Below are 19,261 nucleotides of genomic sequence, written 5' to 3' on the forward strand. Positions count from 1 at the left end.
GGGATGAGTCTGTATCTGCCGCCAGAGTTGAGTTGGTTGGGTTGGATCGCCGGTGGTGCGTGGCCCGAGGGTGACGAGGACAAGGTCTGGGCGGTCTCGGACGCCTACAAGGACGCCGCCACCGCGCTGCGGACGGTGATCCCGGATATCGAAGACGCCAAACGTACCGCGGTCGCCGCCTACCCCGAAGGCGCGGGCGGGGAGAAGATCGCCGCGATGTTCGACCAGATGCTCGTCGGTGATCAGTCGATGGAGTCGCTGGCGAAGTTCATGGATCAAATCTCCGACGCCACCTTCGATTTCGGCACGCAGATCGAAGCCGCGAAGCTCACCACGATCATCTCGTTGATCGCGTTGGCCATCGAAATCGCTTGGGCGTGGAAGTTTCCGCCGACCGCACCCATCGAGGAGGCGGCCGCGCAAGTGGCCACCCAAACCGCCCTGCGCCGCATGCGGACGCAGTTGCAGAATCGAATTCTGGCGAAGGTGCTGTCGGTCTTCGGCGAGAAGTTCGCCGGTCTCAGCAAGAACTGGATCCTGAAGATCCTCGAGGCCATGCTGATCTCCGGCGGGATGGACGCCGCCGTGCAACTCGGTCAGATGGCCGCCGGGCATCGCAAGCATTTCGGCTGGGAGCAGTTCGGCGCGGCCGTGGTCTCCGGCGGCGCCGGTGCGCCGTTCGGCCGGATCGCAGCCAACGGCATCAACAAATACACGATCAAGTTCGCGGGGGACAAGATCGGTAACCCGTGGGTGCGGGGCTTGAACGGCGCGGTCGTGGGAATCGGTTCCGGCACCGTGGAATACGGTTTCGGCAGTATCGGTGCCGCGGTGGTCACCGGTGATTGGGCCGGGACGCTCGGCAACCCGGCCGGCTGGGTCGGCGGCGCCGCCCGCGGCGGGATCACGGGCGGCTTCAAGGGTTTCGTCGGCATCAACCGGCTCGACAACCGGAGCTTCGAGATCGACTGGAAGTCCCCGGGCGGGACGAATCACGTACCCGGGCGAGACGGTTCCTCGTTCGACCACGGCAGGTTCGAAAACAACGGTGTCCGTGATGGTTTCGGCGGCGACGGTACCTCGTCCCAGCCGCCGCCCGGCGGGAACGGATCGCGCTACGACGAGCCGCCCGCGACCTTCCCCGCGGGGTCGACCGACAACCGGGCCGGGGGATCGCTGGATCCGTCTCCCGACGGTGGCCAGCGCAGGGACTCGAACGGCAACTCGACCAACGGGCAGGGATACCCGGCGAACACCCACAACGGCAGCCAGCCGGGTGGTTTCGGCGATTCCGGTCGGAACGGCTCGACGTCCTCCGGCAACGGATCCCAGGGCGGCCGCAACGGTGACACGCAGTCGTCGGGTTCGTCGACGAACCGGTCGTTCGGCTCCGGCGACGGCCGCGGTGCGTTCCCCGCATCCTCGACTCCGTTGTTGCACAACGGTAATTCATCCGTCTCGAACGGCTCGTCGCCCTCGGGTTCGTCCTCGTCGGGCTCGTTGTCCGGCGACAGCCGCAATTCGTCGGTGATCGGCCCGCCGAGCGAACGGTCGGTGGGCAGTTCCGGAAACAGTGGCGGTGGCCAATTCGGTGCACGTCCGGTGCTCGGTGGCGATGGTTCGGCGCAGTGGCAACGTCTGCCGTCGACGGACGGCAGCCACCCGTCGTCGGGGGCGTCCTCGCAAACGGGCAGTGTTTCGGGACAACCGCCGCGTCCGCCCGCTTCGGTGTCGGACGTGAGTTCGGTGGGTTCGGGTCAGTCGCCGCGGTCGTCCGCGGTGTCGGACGTGAGTTCGGTCGGCTCGGGACAGTCGCCGCGCGCGTCGGATGTGAGTTCGAGCGGATCGGGACAACCACTTCGTCCGCCGGCGTCGGCGTCTGAGGCGGGTTCGAGCGGTTCAGGCCAGTCACCGCGGACGTCCGCTGGGACGGAGGTCGGTTCGAGCGGCACCGGACAGTCGCCGCGCTCGTCTGCTGGATCGGATGCGAGTTCGGGCGGGTCGGGTCAGCCGCCGCGGTCGTCTGTCGCTGCGGAAGCGGGTTCGACCCACGCGCCGCCACGTTCACCCGTTGCCGCGGAATCGGGTTCGAGTGCTCAGGGTCAGTCGCCACGGACGTCCGCTGGGTCGGAGAATTCGAGCGGCTCGGACCAGCCGCAGCGGCGCACTGTCGGCGTGAACGCCGAGGGCCAGCAGCATCGTCCGCCCGCGGAGCCGAATGCGAACGTTCCGAAACAGCCGCGTCCCGGCATGCCACAGCCCGGCCACGGCGATCAGTCGCCCGCCGTGCGGCGTCCGGAGCCGAACGTGAGCGCGGGTGTGCCGCCTCGATCGCATGATGCCGATTCGTCGGCGAGCGGTTCGGCGCAGCGGCCGAGCGAGCGCCCGACTCCGGCACCCGAGGGCGATCGGCCCGCACCGCGGCCCTCCGTTCGACCGGACCAGCTTTCGGACCCGGGTGGACCGCGCGGGCACGACACCGATGTCCCGGATGGCCGCGGCGACCGGGTCTTCGAAGGCGATGGGGAACACCCCAATTGGGTGCGCGAAGGGGACGAGGTGCGGATCACCTCGCCCGACGGCACCGAACATCGGGTCGACGCACAGGGGAACATCGTCATCGGGCGCCCCGACGACCCGACCCTGGTCAAGATCGGGCCGGACAACTCGGTCGAGTTCGTGCCCAACAACGGCAATCACACTGTGGCAGAACCTGGTCCGCGATCCGATGCGCCGAAGGGGCCGTCCCGCAGCGAGTTCGGTTTCGGCCGCGGCGACGGCACCCAGCACACGGTGCTGCCCGACGGCTCGGTGCGCACGACCGCACCGGACGGGTCGACGACGACCGTCAACCGCGACGGGAGCGCGGAGTTCCGTTCGCCGTGGGACGACCGGACCCGGATCGATCCGGACGGCACCAGCGTGCAGACCCGCCCGGACGGCCCGACCGTGGTCACCAAGCCAGACGACACGGTGTACGTCGTGCCGAACGACCAGGCCGGTCGGGAACGCGACGGGGACGGCAACGTCGTCGTCACGTCGCCGGACGGCACCCGGCATGTCATCGGCGAGGACGGGTCGATCCTGGTGGGGCGCCCCGACGATCCGCAGCTGATGAAGATCGGTGCCGAGTACGGGATCGTGTTCGTCGGCCCGGACGGCACCGGCCCGGCGGACCGCACCGGCGGCAAGGCAGGGGAGCGCGGCGGCATCCAGTCGCCGACCTTCACCCGGCCGGATCAGGTCTCGCACACCGTGTTCGAGGACGGCTCGGTGCGGACGAAGACGCCGGACGGCTGGACCACAACCGTGAAGCCGGACGGTACAACGGAATTCCTCTCGCCCACCGGTGCGAAGACCGTGCACAAGGTGGACGGCACCGTGGTCGAGTCCGGGCCCGGCAGGCCCACCGTGATCACCGGCCCGGACGGGACCAAGCAGACCGTCGAACCCAATGGCGCCGTCACGGTCGAACTGCCCGACAACACCAAACATGTGGTGTTCGACGGTAGGGACGTGGAGGGCGGCGGGCGCACCGAGCATCCCGACGGGACCGTGCTCCACTACGACCACAACGACACCCTGAACATCGGGCTGCGTGATCGGCTCGGCGGGTTCGATCAGGACGGTCCACGCAAGCAGGGCACCATCCAGATGGATCGGCCCGACGGCACCGGCTTCGAGTCTTCACCCAGGGGCACCAAGGTGTTCGACAGCGACGGCACCGTGTACGAGCGTGGACCGCGCGGCTCGGTGCGCGTAACCGCGCCGAACGGGCAGACCGAGTCGCGACAGTTGAACAAGCCGATCGAACTGTCCAACGGCGCGCAGTTGGAACGCACGCCGCAGGGTCTGCGGGTCGTGCACGAAGACGGGTCGGTCTCCGAGATCGGGCCGCGTGGCGTCAGTGTTACCGATGGCGACGGCACCGTGCGTGGGATTCTCAGGGACGGAACGGCTTTCGTCGACGGCACCGAGATGCGCGAGATCCGCGGCGACGGGGCTGTTCGGGTCACCGCCGAAGATCAGACCGCGTGGGGCAGCAGGCCGGATGGGACCACCTGGACGGTCGACGACAAGAACAAGGTGCACGTCGCCGACCCGGACGGCGCCGTCGCGCCACCGGCCGATCCGCAGAGCGGTTACGTCCAGGGCCAGGACCTCACTGCCAAACCACGACCGCCTCGCATCACCGAGAACGATCCGATGCCCGATCCCTATAACGCGCCGACCGCGCCGGACACCGAAGACTGGATTCCGCAGGAATACAAGGACGAGCTGAAGTACAAGGGCATGCAGGTGCCGCCGGACGACCTGCCTTGGGATCCGGCGCAGCAGTTCTACTGGGGTTCGCCGGATCAGGACTATTGGGGTCCGTCGGACGAGTACTACTGGGGGCCGCAGGATCGGGATCAGTCGGGGCCGCCGAACACGGAGGTGCAGGGGCCGTCGGGTGCCGACGGAGCGGTGAATCCTGGTCCGGAGGAGCACGTTCGGAGTTCTGGACCGGGCCGGAACGACGACCGTCGGCAGTCGGGGGATGGCGGTGGTTCCGGCGGGTCGGGCGATGGAGGCGGTTCCAGCGCCGACGGCCCGCGCGATTCCGGTGACGGCGAGGTATCCGGCGACGATGGCGCCGCCGGTGCCGATCGCGACTCGTCGGGCAGCGACCAGACGCCGCCGGAGGAGCAGCAACCTCCGCAACTGGACCCGGAGATGTTGTCGCGGATGCTGCAGAACCTGCACGGCGCGGACGGGATGCTGCCGCCGGGCGGGGAGGGCTCGCTCGGGCCGTCGGAGCAGACCGGATCGGGCGAGGCGACGGACCCGGACGGGCCGTCGCCGGACTTCTGGCGGTTGGGCTCCGGGACCGGTATGCAGTCGCCATTCGGTGGCCCCCAAGGCAATTCGGGCTCGTCATCCGCAGGCGGCACGAACCGGCCTGACGTGTCCGCGCTGCGGGATGCCCTCGACCGACTCCGCGGCGCGGGTGCCGGCGTGACGGGTACGGGCGGCACGGGTACCGGCGGGACAGGTCAGCAGCGAGGCTCGGACCAGTCCGGCTATTCGAGCCGCCCCGGCACGGGAAACAACTCAGGCCAACAGCACGATTCGACCGGTGCCGACCGAACGGGTGCGTCGGAGCGATCGGGCACGACCGACGGCGGCAAGACCTCGGATCGCACCGGTGCGCAGCATGGTTCGGATCGGCAACAGCCCGGTGATTCGAGAAACACTGGTGGCGAGAGCAATTCGAATGCGCCCGGCAAGCACCCCGGTGTCGGCGACAACGCGGACGCCTCCGGGGCCGACAATCGCACCACCACGAAGGATGGCGCGGACTCGTCCGGGCACACCGGTAGCGGCGATCAGTCGAACGCACCGGGCTCCGGTGAGCGATCGGGCGCGCACGGAACCGATGCGGGCGAGGCGCGGAACTCGGATCAAACGTCTGGACCCGAGCATTCGAAAATTCCGGAGCAGCACGGAGAGTCCGCATCGGAGCGGGACGGAACGCACGGGACGACACCGCTGCGCCCGCCCGCGTCCCCGCTGCAAGACGGTCATGCGCAGTCGGGATCGTCTTCGCCCACCGGGACTCCGGCGTCTCCGGGCATGGCGTCGCCCGGCATGACGCCACCGGGGGCGACGTCGCCCGGCTCGGCATCTTCCGGCAATGCCGCCGGATCGCCGCCGAAACAGTCCCGCCGGCCGCGCAAGAAGGACAAACAGCGCAAAGCACCGAAACCGTTTCTGCTGCCCTCGCCATTCGAGGCACCCGAGCAGCGTGCCGGACCCGACGAAACCGCCGATGTCCCCTTCACTTTGGGGGCTTCGGCCGCGGTAACCGAACCGGTGATCGACACGCGAACGACGACGAAGACCACAAGGAGCACCACAGATGGCTGACGAGAAAAAGGGCTCGACGATCGACGACAACAGCAAGACGAGTCGTCAGGACTGGAAGGACTTGCGCGCGAAGGCGGACGCGGGCGGGTTGAAGGCCAACACGGTGGGGCTCGATCCCAAAGTCTTCGCCCTGTGCGCGCAGGCCTGCCACGACATGATCGGCAAGCTCGACTGGTACAAGCAGTACATCCATGACTCGTACATGGACAAGATGCGGGACTTTTCCGATGAAACCGGTGGTAAGTCGCTGACGCGACGTTTCGAACAGAAGGCCACCGATGTCATCGAAGCCATGGATCTCATGAAATGGACCATGGAGGACATGGGTGACACGTTCATCCGTTCGTGCAAGTTCTACTTGTCGACCGAGGACACCAACAAGGCCGGGTTCGACAAGATCGGTGACCTGCAGAAGGTCGATAAGATCGCGCCGAAGGCGGACCCGCCGAGCAATCTGAGCCCTCCCGGACGCGGCGAGCATCCCACTGCGCCACCGCCACCGCCGAGCGCGGACAGCGGCACTCCGATTGCGATCGAAGCGGGTGAAGGCTGGAGTTGGAATCGCTTCTACGATTTTCGGCAAGCGCTGGAAGGCAGTGACCATACGGCATACAACGCCGGTTTCCGGTATAGCTGGCTGGCGGAGAAACTAGGCGGTGACCTGGAGGAGCTGAACGGCTATCTGAAGCAGGTCAAGGCTGAGATGTGGACCGGTGACGGTGCCGACCTCGCTATGAAGGCGGTGACGCGTTTCACCGAAGGTTCCAAGGCTCTGGTCGACACGATGACGAATCTGAGCACGAATCTGGTGTATTGCTCGAAGTGGATCTACGCCATGTACAACGACACTCCCGGTCAGAAGTGGGAGTACACCAACCCGGAATGCAAGCGCGAGGGCTGGCTCGACGGCTATCGCGCAACGTACGCCGCCGTCTACCGGCCGGGCATCGAAGGTGCGGTGAAGGCGATGCCGCCGGTGGTCGGGGTCGGCAAGGTCAAGGAGCCGCCGCCGGAGGAGAAGAAGCCGGATGAGAAGAAGAACGACGGTGGCGGTAACGGGAACAACAACGGCAACAACAACGGGAACGGCAACAATAACGGCAGCGGCAACAACAACGGCAGCGGCAACAACAACGGCGGCGGAAACAACAACGGAAATATCGACAAGAACAGCCCCGAGTACAAGGCCGGCTACCAGGACGGTTACAAGCAGGGGCTGGAGGATGCCAAAGCCAAGGCCAATGGGAACGGCAACGGCAGTGGCAGTGGCAACAGCGGCGGCAGTGGAAACAGCGGGGGTAGCGGCAACAGCGGTGGTAGCGGTGGCCCCGGCAACATCGACAAGAACAGCCCCAACTACAAGGGCGGCTACGAAGACGGTCACAAGCAGGGGCTAGGCGACAGCGCGGGCCAGAACAGCGGCGGGTCGAGCGGGCCGGGTCCGGAGAACAAGAAGGTCAACCCCTCCGGTTACGGTGGCGGCGATGGCAGCAAGGACAGCTCGGGCAACAATTCCGGTGGCAGCGGCAATTCGGGCCAGAGCGGCAGCAGCGGACCCGGACCCACGAACCACAACATCCCGAATATCCCGGAGCCGCAGCAGAAGGTCCCGGAACAACGAAAGCCCGACTATCCGCCGACGAAGCAGCCGAACGGTGGCCAGCCGCCCAAGGGCTCGCCCGAGGACCTGCTGAACAAGCTGCTCCGGGGCGAGAATCCGCTGAAGGATCTGAGTCCGGAGGCGTTGCAGAAGATCGGCGCGGGGCTGCTCGGTGGCCTGAGCCCGGAACTGCTCAAGCAGATGACGCCGGAGGGCTTGCAGAAGCTGGGTTCCGATCTGCTGAAGGGGATGAGTCCGGAGGACCTCAAGCGGTTCGGGGCCGACATCATGAACGGTCTCAGCCCCGAGGGCTTGAAGCACCTGAACCCGGAAACCTTGAAGAACCTGGATCCGGAGACCTTGCGGAACCTGAGCCCGGAAACGTTGCGCGATCTCGGCCGGGTGCTGCCGCAGACGCCGGGCGGCGCGGACCTGATCAAGGCGCTGGCCGACGGATTGAGCGGGATCACGAAGACGATCGGCGATGTTGTGAAGACCGGCACCGAGATGATCGCCGGACTGGCGTCCAACGGCATGCTCGGCATCCCGGGTCTCGGCGAACTGCAGCCGATGAGTATGGCGTCCTACAGCGACGCGGTCCCGAGCGATCTGTCGACCTTGCTGAAGAACGGTGCCGGACTCGCCGGCGGTGGCGGCCCGGGGCCCGGCCCCGGTGGCGACATCAATACGCCGCTCAACGCGCACACCCAAGCCAACCCGGCCGATTCGTCGAAGTTGTTCCCGCGGGCGGCGATCAACCCCAGCGTGAACATGGCGCAATCCGCGCCCGGACCCGGTGCCTCCTCTGCGGGCATGCCCATGGGCCCTGGGCCTGGGCCCGGCGGTCAGGGCGCGGGCGGGGAGTACAAGCGGGGCAAGTTCCTCGATTCGGTGAACAACATGGATGACGCCCTCGGGCCGGACATCGCACGGTCGAAGCCGGTGATCGAGCCGTGACGCAGCAGTGGAAGTTCACCGCGCTCGAATTCCTGGTGCTGTGCGACCAGTATCGCGGTGGGTCGATGCCGCGGCCGCTGCTTTTCCAGAGCGACGAGACGATGATGACCGACGAGTTGGAGCGCCGTAAACGCGTGGTGTGGCAAGAGCTGCAGCGTCGTTTGGACGGCTCGTTCAACGGTGTGGTCCAGGTGCTGAGCGCGCCCGAACTGTATGTGCTGGCGCGTAGTTGGGACGAGCACGACGCCAACGACACGAGCAAGGCGTTGCGCGTGCATGCCGGACGGGCAGGTCTGCACGGGTTCGTGTTCGAACAGGCGTTGGGTGATCTCACCTACGACTCGCCGATGGTCGTGGTCACCGAGTGTGATCCGCAATCGTTGGGGGTCGCGGTGGTGCGTTCCCTGCCGAACGTGGAAGCCGGTCGCCTGCCGGACATTCCGATCATCACCGACCCGCAGGAGCACATCGCACCGAGCTGGGGGCGCAGCTTCGTGCAGGACGATATCGAGGATCGGCCGGTGTACCGCACCCAGCAATTCTTCGAACAGCGGGCCGACCTGACCGGTGTGATCACAGTGGCGCAGGGCCGTTCGAAGTACGGTCCGCGCGGAATTCAAGAGACGACGTTGATGTGGCGCGACGTGGCCGGCGACGGGCGGTACGTGATGTCGCTGGACGAGAACCCGGTCGCGCGCGCCATCAGCCGACGGCTACTGGCGTGGCGGATCCAGCAGGACATCGACAACCTGATGGAACGTGTCGAATCACATTGGGAAACAGGACGTCCCGAGGACCGATACTGAGTTCGGAGCAGTAGGGCAGGAGAGCATCATGACCGAGAATCGCAGAATCCGCGTGGACACCGCGCTGTTACGGCAGGCCGCAACCAAAATGGACGGGGTCGGCGGCAAGACCGGCGACATCATCGCCACCCTGCGGAACAATCTGAACGCCCAAGGCGAACCGTGGGGCAGCGACGACTACGGCGACAAATTCGTCAAGGGCGACAAGGGTTACGGCACATCCTCGAAGAACCTGCTGACCGGCGGCGACAACATGGCCGACTCCGCGAAGAAGTTCAGCAAGGGCATGCGCGACGCCGCGACCAAGATGGACGACATGGACGGCGGGAAGTGATCGCGCCTCGGCTCGCGCACTAGCGCTGACGGGCCACGCTGTCCGGATGCCGAGATCCACGGTGGAATCAGGCATCCGGACGGCGCGTCCGGGGGAACCTCAGCCCGCGGCCGGTGTCTCCCTGATCTGCACGATCGGAAGTACCAGTGCGGCAGGGGCGTTCGCGGGCACGACCGGCTTGGCGGGGGCGACCGGCGGGATCTGCTGGTAGCCGGCGCCGAGCGGCGGCCTGGTGTCGAGCTCGCCCTTGTTCGGCCAGTAGGCGGCGGCGCGTTCGGCCTGGGCGGTGATGGTGAGCGACGGGTTGACGCCGAGGTTCGCCGATACCGCCGCGCCGTCGACGACGCTCAGGGTCGGGTAGCCGTAGACGCGGTGGTAGCCGTCGATCACGCCGTGCTCGGCGTCGGCGCCGATCACCGCGCCGCCCAGGAAGTGTGCGGTGAGCGGGATATTGAAGATCTCGCCCCAGCTGCCGCCCGCGATGCCGCCGATCTTCTCGGCCACCCGCCGGGTCACGTTGTTGCCCATCGGAATCCACGTCGGATTCGGTTCGCCATGGCCCTGCTTGCTGGTCATCTTGCGGCCGAACAACCCGCGCTTGGTGTAGGTCGTGATCGAATTGTCCAGGTGCTGCATGACGAGCGAGATGATGGTCCGCTCGCTCCAGTTCTTGGTGCTCAGGAAGCTCAGCAGGTTCATCGGATGCCGCAGCACCAGGCCCAGGAAGCGCAGCCAGCGCGGAATCCGGCCGCCGCCATCGACCATCAGCGTCTGCAACAGGCCCATGGCGTTGGAGCCCTTGCCGTAGCGGACCGGCTCGATATGGGTGTCCGGCGTGGGATGGATGGACGAGGTGATCGCCACGCCCTTGGTGAAATCGACACCGGGCGTGACCTTTTTGGTCGCGGCACCGACGATGGATTCGGAGTTGGTGCGGGTGAGCTGGCCGAGGCGCGGCGACAGCTCGGTGAGCGCGCCCTTGTCCTGCATCTCGAACAGCAGCTTCTGCGTGCCCCGCGTGCCCGCGGCGAGCACCACGTTGGCGGCGGTGTAGGTCTTGGGCTGCTTGCGCAGCCAGGCGCCGGTGCGGGCGGTGGAGACATCCCAGGTGCCGTCCGGATGCGGCCGCAGATCGGTCACCGTGGTCATCGGAATGACCTGTGCGCCCGCCTTTTCCGCGAGGTAGAGGTAGTTCTTCACGAGGGTGTTCTTGGCGCCGTACTTGCAGCCGACCATGCAGTCGCCGCATTCGATGCAGCCGGTGCGCTCGGGCCCGACGCCGCCGAAATACGGGTCGGCGACGGTCTTTCCAGCTTCACCGAAGAACACCCCGACCGGCGTCTGCACGAAGGTATCGCCGACCCCGAGGTCCTCGGCGACCTGCTTGAACACCTCGTCGGCCGGTGTCATGTGCGGGTTGCGCACCACGCCGAGCATCTTCTGTGCCTGCTCGTAGTACGGCGCGAGCTCGGCCTGCCAGTCGGTGATCTCGCGCCACTGCGCGTCCTGGAAGAACGGCGCCGGCGGCACGTAGAGCGTGTTGGCGTAGTTCAGCGAGCCGCCGCCGACGCCCGCACCGCCGAGGATCAGCACATCGCGCAGCAGGTGGATGCGCTGGATGCCGTAGCAGCCGAGCTTGGGCGCCCAGAGGAACTTCTTCAGTTCCCAGCTGGTCTTGGGCAGTTCGTCGTCGGCGAACCGCTGGCCCGCCTCCAGTACGCCGACCTTGTAGCCCTTCTCGACCAGCCGCAGTGCGGTGACGCTGCCACCGAAGCCGGAGCCGACGATGAGGACGTCGAAATCCGTCGTCCGCTGGTCCATGGTGAACTCCTCGATAGTGTCGCCAGTGACTCGGCTAACACTACTACCGAGTAGCTTGTGCGCCGAACCAGGGCGGCTCCGGCCGATTCGTTTCCGCGCCCGGTATGTCACAGAGCGGCGCTCGCTATTGTTGACAGTGCTCTCTGAATAATGCACGGTGGGGTATGCCGACGACCCCGCGTGCGCGCGCCAGAGCGCAGACCATGAACGACATAGTCCGCATCGGCCGCGAGCATCTCGCTTCGGAAGGGGCCGCGGCCTTGTCATTGCGGGCCGTCGCGCGTGATCTGGGTGTGGTGTCCTCGGCGGTCTACCGCTACGTGCGCAGCCGCGACGAACTGCTCACGCTGCTGGTGATCGACGGCTACAACGCGCTCGGCGACGCCGTGGACGCCGATCTGGCGACGGCGCCCGACGACCCGATCGCACAGATCCGCACCCTGTGCCACTCGGTGCGCCGCTGGGCGCAGGCCGAACCCGCCCGCTACGGGCTGCTCTTCGGCACGCCCGTGCCCGGCTACGACGCGCCCGCCGAGCAGACGATGACGCCCGGCACCCGGGTGATCACCACCTTGCAGGGTCTGTTCGCCCGCGCCTACCTGGCCGGTCAGCTGACCACCCCGCAGCCCGAGTCCGCCGTATCGGCCACCCTCGCAGCCGATTTCGACCGGATCCGCGGTGAATTCGAACTGCCCCTGCCGGATTGGCTGTTCGCCCGTGGCATCACCTTCTGGGCGAGCCTCTTCGGTGCCGTGAGCGCCGACGTCTTCGACATGTACGGCACGGACACCTTCACCGACCGCACCGACCTGTTCGACCAGCAGGTGGACGCGCTGCTGGACATGCTCGGCCACCGGCGCTGAACACGGTCAGTCCTCGCTGCTCCAACGATCGCCGAGGAAACGCAGCAGGGCAGGATCGGTGGAGGTGATGCGGTCGACTTCTTGGCCACCGGTGCACTCGAACAGGCCGACGGTCACCCGTGTGGTGGTGCGCGCGAGTACCCGCCAGATCGCGCCGGAATCTGCCCAGCGGCGCAGCATCGAAGTGGGATCCGGGGTTTCGGTCATCGGGGGAGGGTGACCGGGTCGGTGCAGCTGGCCAGAGCGTCGACGAACGAGCAGGGCTCGGGCGCTCGGGTGGGCCGGTAATCCGGTGGTACGCCGCCCTCCTCGGTAATGGCGGTATAGGCGGCGACCGCGTCGGTCGGCTTGCGCGTGAGCGTGGGGTCGGTGCGGACATCGACCGTGTAGAGGCCGAATCGCGGTGTGTAGGAGCCCCATTCGTAGTTGTCGGTGAGGCTCCAGTAGTTGTAGCCGAGGAGATTCATGCCGTCGGCTTTCGCGCGTTGCAGCCAGTAGGCGGTGTCGCGGAGATTGTCGGCCCGGGTGTACCCGTCGGCGCGCGGGGCGCCGTTCTCGGTCGGCATGCCGTTCTCGACGATGTAGAGCGGCTTTCCCGGGAACTGCCGCGCGTAGTGCTGCAAGGCGTAGTAGATGCCCTCCGGCTGCAGCGGCTGTGTCCACAGTCGTTCGAAGTCAGGTGGGCCCGCCAGCAGCGATTCCGGGGACAGGCCGTAGTAGTAGTCGATGCCGATGTAGTCCAGGCGTGCGCCGATGCGGTCGATGAGCGGCTTGTTGATCAGGTCCTCGCCGGTGGGGATGTACGCGACGTTGCTGGTGACCAGCGCGCCCGGCTGCACCTGATGGATGTAGTCGTAGATACCGTTGTGCGCCTGCGCGATCCGATCGTGCATCGCGGGCACGTCGAGGGGCGGCAAACCGCCTTTGCGTAGCTCGTTGACGATATAGAAGGTCGGCTCGTTGAAGGTGACCCACAGCGGGTCGCGCGCCGCGTAGCGATCGACCAGGGCGCGCGCGTTGGTCAGCCAGTCCTCGACGATGCCGGCATTGCGCCAGCCGCCGCGATCGACCGCCCACCCCGGATACACCCAGTGATCGATCGTCAGCATCGGCCGCATACCGGCCTGGACGATGGCGGCCACGACCTCGTCGTAGAAGCGCAGACCCGCGGGATCCCAAGTGCCGGGCCGCGGTTGTACGCGCGCCCACTCGAGGCCGATCCGATACACCTTGACACCGAGCTGGGCCGCCAACGCGATATCCGACCGATACCGGGTGTAGAAGTCGATCGAATCACCGTATGGGTCAGCGGTTTTGCCCTCCGCGACGTAGCGGGACCAATTGCTGTCCGGTGCATGGCCTTCCGCCTGGTAGCCGGAAGCGGCGACGCCCCACAGGAACTCGGCGCCAAGCGGAGCGATCCATGCGGGTGGTTCCGGCCGGGCGCCCGCGGTGGCCGTGCCCGCGACGAGCAGGGCGACGGCGGCGACGATCAGGCCGGCCGAGTAGTGACGACGCTGTGCTCGCATCAGAACTCCTGTTCACCGCGATGGGGCGCTGGGAACCTTGGGGGACAGCGTAACTGGTCGAATGTCCGTTTCGGGGTGATCGCCGTCGTAAGCCGTAGTAGGGGAGCGAGGGCAGTGGTCGGGCCGGTCGGCGGGCTGGAGGAGCGCGAGTGTCGTTTGGGCGGAAGACCGCGTCGGTAGCGGAGATCAGTTTGGGTAAGCGAGCACATCGGGTTATGGGAACAAAAAAACATCTACTTACGTAGATATGCGCATTCAACTATATAAAGCTCTTGTTCGGACCAACCACCACACATCACCCAACAACGGCACCGCACCTCCCACACAACTCACCAGCACTGAGGAGAGAGGTGCGGCCGCCTGCTATGCCTCCGTCGCGGCGAGCGCCTGCAGCAGCTGTGCACCCGCCGCTCGTGCGGGCGCTCGCATCACGAATCGATCGAAACCCCAATGCTGTTGGTGACCACGAAGCTCAGTGACCAGCTCGTCCACCGTGCCGATGAGCACGTACGGGGCACTCAGCAGTTCGGCGGCCGTCGTGGTCGGTATCTCGGCGGCCAAGCGCGCGCAGGCGGCCTCGGCATCGTCGGTGATCTCGACGTGTTGCACGAGGGCTTCGAGGGCGGGTGTGCGCCCGTTCGTGATTGTGGTCTCGTGCACCTTCGCGACCTGGGCGTCGATCTCGGCTCGGCTCCAGCGGGTTTCGTGGCGGTGTCCGTCGGGCAGGGTGCGGCCGAGCCCGGAGAAGCCGACGATATCGGCGATTTCGGCGGCGTAGCGCAGGACGCGGTCTCCGTTGCCGCCGACGAGGACCGGGATCGGCGTCTGGATCGGGCGCGGCCGGTCGAGCACCGCGTCCTGGAGCCGCACGTGGTCCCCGGCGAAGGTGACGGTTTCACCGGCGAGCAACCGGCGGGTCGTGTCGCCGACCTCGATCATGCGCGCGACTCGCGCTGCGGCCGAAGGGTGTTCGCGGCCTTGCATGGTCCATTCCGCCGGGGTGTGCCCGGCGCCGATCCCGAACACCGCGCGCCCACCGGAGACGAGGTCGAGCGTGGCGAGCTCGCCGGCCAGCAGGAACGGTTCCCACATGCCCGCGTTGACGACATTGGTACCGAGCTTGATCGTCGAGGTGGCGGTCGCTGCGGCGGCGAGTGCGACGAACGGTGCGGCGAACGCACCGGGATGGTCGGGGACCATCAGCGCGTCGAAACCGTCGGCTTCGCAGCCGCGGGCGAAGTCCGGCAGCGAGCCGAGGCTGATCACGTCGGCAGCCATGGCGAACTTGATCGGTGTGGGCATATTCGACCTCCCATTTCGAAGGGTGCCCACGCTAATTCGTCGGGCGCGCGAACCGAACGTTGGTCTGCTGACAGCAGATTCAGGTCGTCAGCGGCGGACCTGGTCGGCCTCGACGACAGGGAGCCGGACCGTGACCGGGTCGGTGACCGGTGTGGTCTCGACCAGGTCGGCCATGCCGCGGGTGGTGGGATGTTCGTCGTCGAGGACGGGTTCGCCGAGGCCGACGCGTTGCTGGAGGCGTTTCATCCAGGCCGGTGCCCACCAGCAGTCGTCGCCGAGCAGTTTCATGACCGCGGGCACGAGGAGCATGCGCAGGATGGTGGCGTCGATGAAGAGCGCGGCGATCATGCCGTAGGCGATGTACTGCATCATCACCAGGTCGGAGAAGGCGAAGGCGCCGGTGACGACGAGCAGGATGAGTGCGGCGGCAGTGATGATGCCGCCGGTGTGTGCGGTGCCGATCCGGATGGCCTCGGTGGTCGTGGCGCCCTTCGCGCGCGCTTCGACCATGCGGGACAACAAAAATACCTCGTAGTCGGTGGAGAGCCCGTAGATGATCGCGATGATCAGGATGAGCACGTTGGCTTGGATCGGCTGCGGGGTGAAATTGAGCAGGCTCGCACCGTGGCCGTCGATGAAGATGAGGGTGAGGATGCCGAGGGTGGAGCCGAGGCCGAGCACGCTCATGAGTGCGGCCTTGATCGGCAGCACCAGGGAGCCGAAGGTCAGGAACATGAGCAGGGTGGTGAGCAGCAGCACCACGACGACCATGAACGGGATGCGGCCGAGCATGCCGTCGATGGTGTCCTTCTTGATCGCGGGCTGGCCGCCGACGAGCACGGTGATGTCGTCGGGTACGTCCATCGAGCGCAGGTAGTCGATGGTGGCGTTGGCCGCGTCGGTGTCGGTGGAGTCGGCCAGGGTGGCTTCGCTGCGGTATACGCCGGGTTGGCTGGTCGAGGCTTTCGGTGTGGCGAATTGGCCTGGCACACCTGGTTTTTGCTCGGCGAGGCCGGGTGCCTGGTTCGCCTGTTTGATCACCGCGCCGATGGCGTTGCGGTGTGCTTGACGGTTCTCGTCGGTCTCCTCGGTGACGAAGACGAGTTGTACGGGGTCGGATTTGCGCAGCGGGAAGGTGGTGTCGAAGTCGTGCTGGGCGATGCGGGTGGTGTGGTCGGGCGGTAGGTAGGTTTCGCTGAAGGTGCCGAAGGCGATGTTCTTGACCGGGATGATCAGGATGAGCAGGCCGATGCTGATCGGGATGGCGATCTTGGTCGGGTGCTGCATGACCCAGCGGGTGGTGCGGCCCCAGAGTCCGTTCTCGACTTCGTCGGCGGTTTTGCTGCGGCTGAAGCGTTTGACGCCGAGCAGGTCGACGCGCGGGCCGAGGATGCTGAGGATCGCGGGCAGGATGGTGATCGCGGAGAGCGCGGCGAGGGAGACCGTCGCGATGGAGCCGTAGGCGAGCGAGCGCAGGAAGCCTTGGGGGAAGAAGAGCATGCCGCCGAGGCTGGTGACGATCATGGTGGCGGAGAAGACGACGGTGCGGCCCGCGGTCATGACGGTGCGGCGGACGGCGGTGGGGGTGTCGTAGCCTTCGGCGATCTCTTCGCGGAAGCGGCTGACGATGAACAGGCCGTAGTCGATGGCCAGGCCGAGGCCGATCATCGTGACGACGCTGGAGACGAACGAGTTGACCTGGGTGAATTCGGTGATGAAGCGGACGATGCCGTTGGCGCTGATGATGGTGAGGCCGCCCAGGACCAGTGGCAGCGCGGCGGCGACGAGGCCGCCGAAGACGAAGAAGAGCAGGATCGCGACGGCGGGCAGGGCGAGCAGTTCCATGCGGTGCAGGTCGTCGGCGAGGGTGTCGGTGAGCGCGCCCGCGACCGGTTGCAGTCCGGCGACCTGGACGTCGACGCCGGGGATGTAGAAGGCGTCTTTGACGGCGCGGAAGTTGTTGACGATGTCGGTGTCGTTGTCGCCTTTGACGGCGATGGAGGCGAAGGCGCGGTTCTTTTCGGGCTTGCCGAAGAAGCTCGGCTGGGCGGGGGCGTTCTCGGTTTGCCAGTAGGCGCCGTTGATCCGGTCGATCTGCGGATGTTCGCGGGGGAGCCGGTTGAGGTTGTCGATGATCTTGCTACTGAAGTCCGGATCGTCGAGTGGCACGCCGGGTGGCGCGGTGTAGAGCACGATGACGTCGGCGCTGTGGTCGCGGCCGAATGCGGCGTCGGCGGTGCGGGCGGCGTGCGCGGATTCCGAGGTCGGGTCGTCGAAGCCACTGGCGCCGAGATGATTCCCGAGGTCGTAGCCGTAGCCACCGAGGGCGAGCATGCCGGCGCCGACGACGGCGATGACGATGAACCGGAATCGATGGACGAGGTCCCCCCAGCGTGCGAACATCAGCAGCCCCTCCGGCGGTGCCGGCCGGACGGGTGGGTGGTGTGCGGCCTCGAGGCACCGATCGTCAAGTGTCTGGGTCCTTTCCGGTGGGTCGCGCCCGATGTGCGCGCTCTCCAAAGTACCGGCGGTGCGGGACTGCTCGCCGGAAAGTGGTTGCCGGGTAATAGCTCTGCGGCTTTCCTTGTTGCCTTCGATTCGGGGTTGCGCCTTGTATATCTAGTAATGCTAGATTGAGTAGCAACGCTAGATCTACGGATGGAGTCCCTCATGTTCAGCACAGTCGCTCAGGTCGCCGCCATCGTCGCGGTGCTCGCGAACGCGGTCATCTACGGCACCGACGCGTGTTATGCCCTCGTCACGCGTGCGGTGTACGCGCGGCTGGACGACAGCACCCTGACCGAGTCGGCGGGATGGGGGCACTACTACGGTGACCGCCGGATGCCGGTGTTCGGTGTGACCGGTGTGCTCACCGCGGTGCTCACGGTCGTGCTGGCGGCGCTCGGCGGCCAGGTCGCGGCGGCGGTCGCGGCGGGAATCGCGGTGGCCGCCTTGGTGATCTGGTTGCTCATCTACGTGCGCGTCGCCAAGCCGGTCAACACGGTGCAGACCGCGGCGGCGCAAGCCGGTATCACCCCGCCGAATGCGCGTGCGCTGCAAGACAAGTGGGACAGCGTCATCCACGCGCGGGTCGCGCTGCAAGCCATCGCTCTGGCCGGTCTGACCGCCGCGATCGCCCTGATCTGACCATGAGCTTGCGCGCCGGCGGCTCAGGGGTGCAGTTCGATGACGAGCGGGTTGCCGGTGTCGAACCAGTATCGGTGCAGCTCTTGGATTTTGGCGCGGGAGGGCAGGCCGCGCCGGTGCACGGCGCATTCGCCGTAATCGGTGGGGGTGAGGACGCCGTAGCCCCGCGGCGGGCGCAGCCGGAACCACGGCATCATCAGGGCGCTGAGGATGCGGCCCGAGCGCTGGGTGCGGATGAGCACGGTGTGCTTGCCGGCTTCGGCCGTCGCGGCGCGCCGGATGTCGTGGCGGCGCGCGCTGTCCGCCGCGGCGGGACCGGTGGCGGAGTCGTCCATGGTTTCCATCGTCCGCTCCGGGCCGGGGATTCGGGCCGGATTCGGCGATCGGTGTGTGGTGTTGTCCGTCAACGACTTTGCGGCCTGGGCTGATGTGAGATCGCCCTCGTCCCGGCCTGGCGGGGCCGGTGGCGGACGAAGACGTGTCAGGATTCGAGGATGGTGTCGAATCCGTTGCCGTCGTTCGCTCGACAGCTGGCCCGCCAACGCTGGGTGATGCGGGGCGCGCCGGTCGTGCTGCCGGTGGAGCGGACGATTCGGCGCTGGACCGGCGGACGCAAGGGTGTGCTGGATCTGGCCGGGCTGCCGTCGATCGAGATCACCGTCGCGGGACGCAAGACCGGCACCCCGCGCACGACGTCGCTGCTGTATGTGCCGCGGGGCGAGGACTTCCTGGTCATCGGCTCGAACTGGGGCAGTGCGAAACATCCGGCCTGGTCGGCGAATCTGCGGGCCGCGACGACGGCCACGGTCCGGCACGGCGGCGCGCAGTTCGAGGTGACGGTCACCGAGCTCACCGGCGTCGAGCGTAAACCCGCGTGGGATCTGGCGGTGGAGTTCTGGCCCGGGTACGAGATGGAGTACGAGCTGTCCGGTGGCCGGCAGTTCCGGATGTTCTTGTTGCGTCGGCGCTGATTCGCGTCGCAACGGTGGATT

General features: G+C 66.9%; 13 protein-coding genes. 7 read left to right on the forward strand and 6 right to left on the reverse strand.

Features of this window, described 5'->3' with window-relative positions:
* The first annotated feature begins 3 nt into the window (after positions 1-3).
* The 4 genes from NVU01S_RS44710 to NVU01S_RS01470 are packed head-to-tail and all read left to right on the forward strand — an operon-like array spanning position 4 to position 9,607.
* Positions 4-5,910, forward strand: coding sequence for a WXG100-like domain-containing protein (locus tag NVU01S_RS44710; RefSeq protein WP_063048034.1), 5,907 nt, complete (start codon positions 4-6; stop codon positions 5,908-5,910).
* Positions 5,903-8,467: a hypothetical protein gene (locus NVU01S_RS01460; RefSeq protein WP_052281353.1), complete on the forward strand. Its 2,565-nt coding sequence runs from the start codon at positions 5,903-5,905 to the stop codon at positions 8,465-8,467. The genes NVU01S_RS44710 and NVU01S_RS01460 overlap by 8 nt, the downstream gene beginning before the upstream one ends.
* A complete protein-coding gene (locus tag NVU01S_RS01465; RefSeq protein WP_043681264.1) occupies positions 8,464-9,273 on the forward strand; it encodes an ESX secretion-associated protein EspG in 810 nt (269 codons plus the stop codon). Before NVU01S_RS01460 ends, NVU01S_RS01465 begins: the two co-directional genes overlap by 4 nt.
* A gap of 28 nt (positions 9,274-9,301) precedes the next feature.
* Positions 9,302-9,607 (forward strand): WXG100 family type VII secretion target, encoded by a 306-nt coding sequence (locus NVU01S_RS01470; RefSeq protein WP_014984873.1) that lies wholly within the window; start codon positions 9,302-9,304, stop codon positions 9,605-9,607.
* A gap of 99 nt (positions 9,608-9,706) precedes the next feature.
* Here NVU01S_RS01470 and NVU01S_RS01475 read toward each other — a convergent pair whose 3' ends face one another.
* Positions 9,707-11,428 (reverse strand): FAD-dependent oxidoreductase, encoded by a 1,722-nt coding sequence (locus NVU01S_RS01475; RefSeq protein WP_043681267.1) that lies wholly within the window; start codon positions 11,426-11,428, stop codon positions 9,707-9,709.
* A gap of 164 nt (positions 11,429-11,592) precedes the next feature.
* Here NVU01S_RS01475 and NVU01S_RS01480 point away from each other — a divergent pair, with 164 nt between their 5' ends.
* On the forward strand, positions 11,593-12,291 hold the full coding sequence (locus NVU01S_RS01480; protein ID WP_043681269.1) for a TetR/AcrR family transcriptional regulator: 699 nt from the start codon (positions 11,593-11,595) through the stop codon (positions 12,289-12,291).
* Positions 12,292-12,297: 6 nt separating this feature from the next.
* Here the strand turns inward: NVU01S_RS01480 and NVU01S_RS01485 are convergent, their stop codons facing one another.
* From NVU01S_RS01485 to NVU01S_RS01500, 4 genes are all read right to left on the reverse strand, one after another.
* Positions 12,298-12,498 carry a hypothetical protein gene (locus NVU01S_RS01485; protein ID WP_043681270.1) on the reverse strand — a complete coding sequence of 67 codons (201 nt, stop codon included), beginning with the start codon at positions 12,496-12,498 and terminating at the stop codon, positions 12,298-12,300.
* Positions 12,495-13,820: a family 1 glycosylhydrolase gene (locus NVU01S_RS01490; protein ID WP_043681271.1), complete on the reverse strand. Its 1,326-nt coding sequence runs from the start codon at positions 13,818-13,820 to the stop codon at positions 12,495-12,497. Before NVU01S_RS01490 ends, NVU01S_RS01485 begins: the two co-directional genes overlap by 4 nt.
* A 363-nt stretch (positions 13,821-14,183) precedes the next feature.
* Positions 14,184-15,122, reverse strand: coding sequence for a TIGR03621 family F420-dependent LLM class oxidoreductase (locus tag NVU01S_RS01495; RefSeq protein WP_082032429.1), 939 nt, complete (start codon positions 15,120-15,122; stop codon positions 14,184-14,186).
* A gap of 87 nt (positions 15,123-15,209) precedes the next feature.
* Positions 15,210-17,525, reverse strand: coding sequence for an MMPL family transporter (locus tag NVU01S_RS01500; protein WP_043681272.1), 2,316 nt, complete (start codon positions 17,523-17,525; stop codon positions 15,210-15,212).
* A gap of 267 nt (positions 17,526-17,792) precedes the next feature.
* Between NVU01S_RS01500 and NVU01S_RS01505 the strand changes: the two genes are divergently transcribed.
* Positions 17,793-18,269 (forward strand): DUF1772 domain-containing protein, encoded by a 477-nt coding sequence (locus NVU01S_RS01505; RefSeq protein WP_082032433.1) that lies wholly within the window; start codon positions 17,793-17,795, stop codon positions 18,267-18,269.
* Positions 18,270-18,292: 23 nt separating this feature from the next.
* Here the strand turns inward: NVU01S_RS01505 and NVU01S_RS01510 are convergent, their stop codons facing one another.
* Entirely contained in the window at positions 18,293-18,604 is a 312-nt protein-coding gene (locus tag NVU01S_RS01510) for a hypothetical protein (RefSeq protein ID WP_043681319.1), read from the reverse strand.
* 159 nt (positions 18,605-18,763) lie between these two features.
* Between NVU01S_RS01510 and NVU01S_RS01515 the strand changes: the two genes are divergently transcribed.
* Entirely contained in the window at positions 18,764-19,240 is a 477-nt protein-coding gene (locus tag NVU01S_RS01515) for a nitroreductase family deazaflavin-dependent oxidoreductase (RefSeq protein WP_043681276.1), read from the forward strand.
* Positions 19,241-19,261 lie beyond the last annotated feature (21 nt).

Source organism: Nocardia vulneris (genome assembly GCF_001613425.1).
GTDB classification, from domain to species: Bacteria; Actinomycetota; Actinomycetes; order Mycobacteriales; family Mycobacteriaceae; genus Nocardia; species Nocardia vulneris.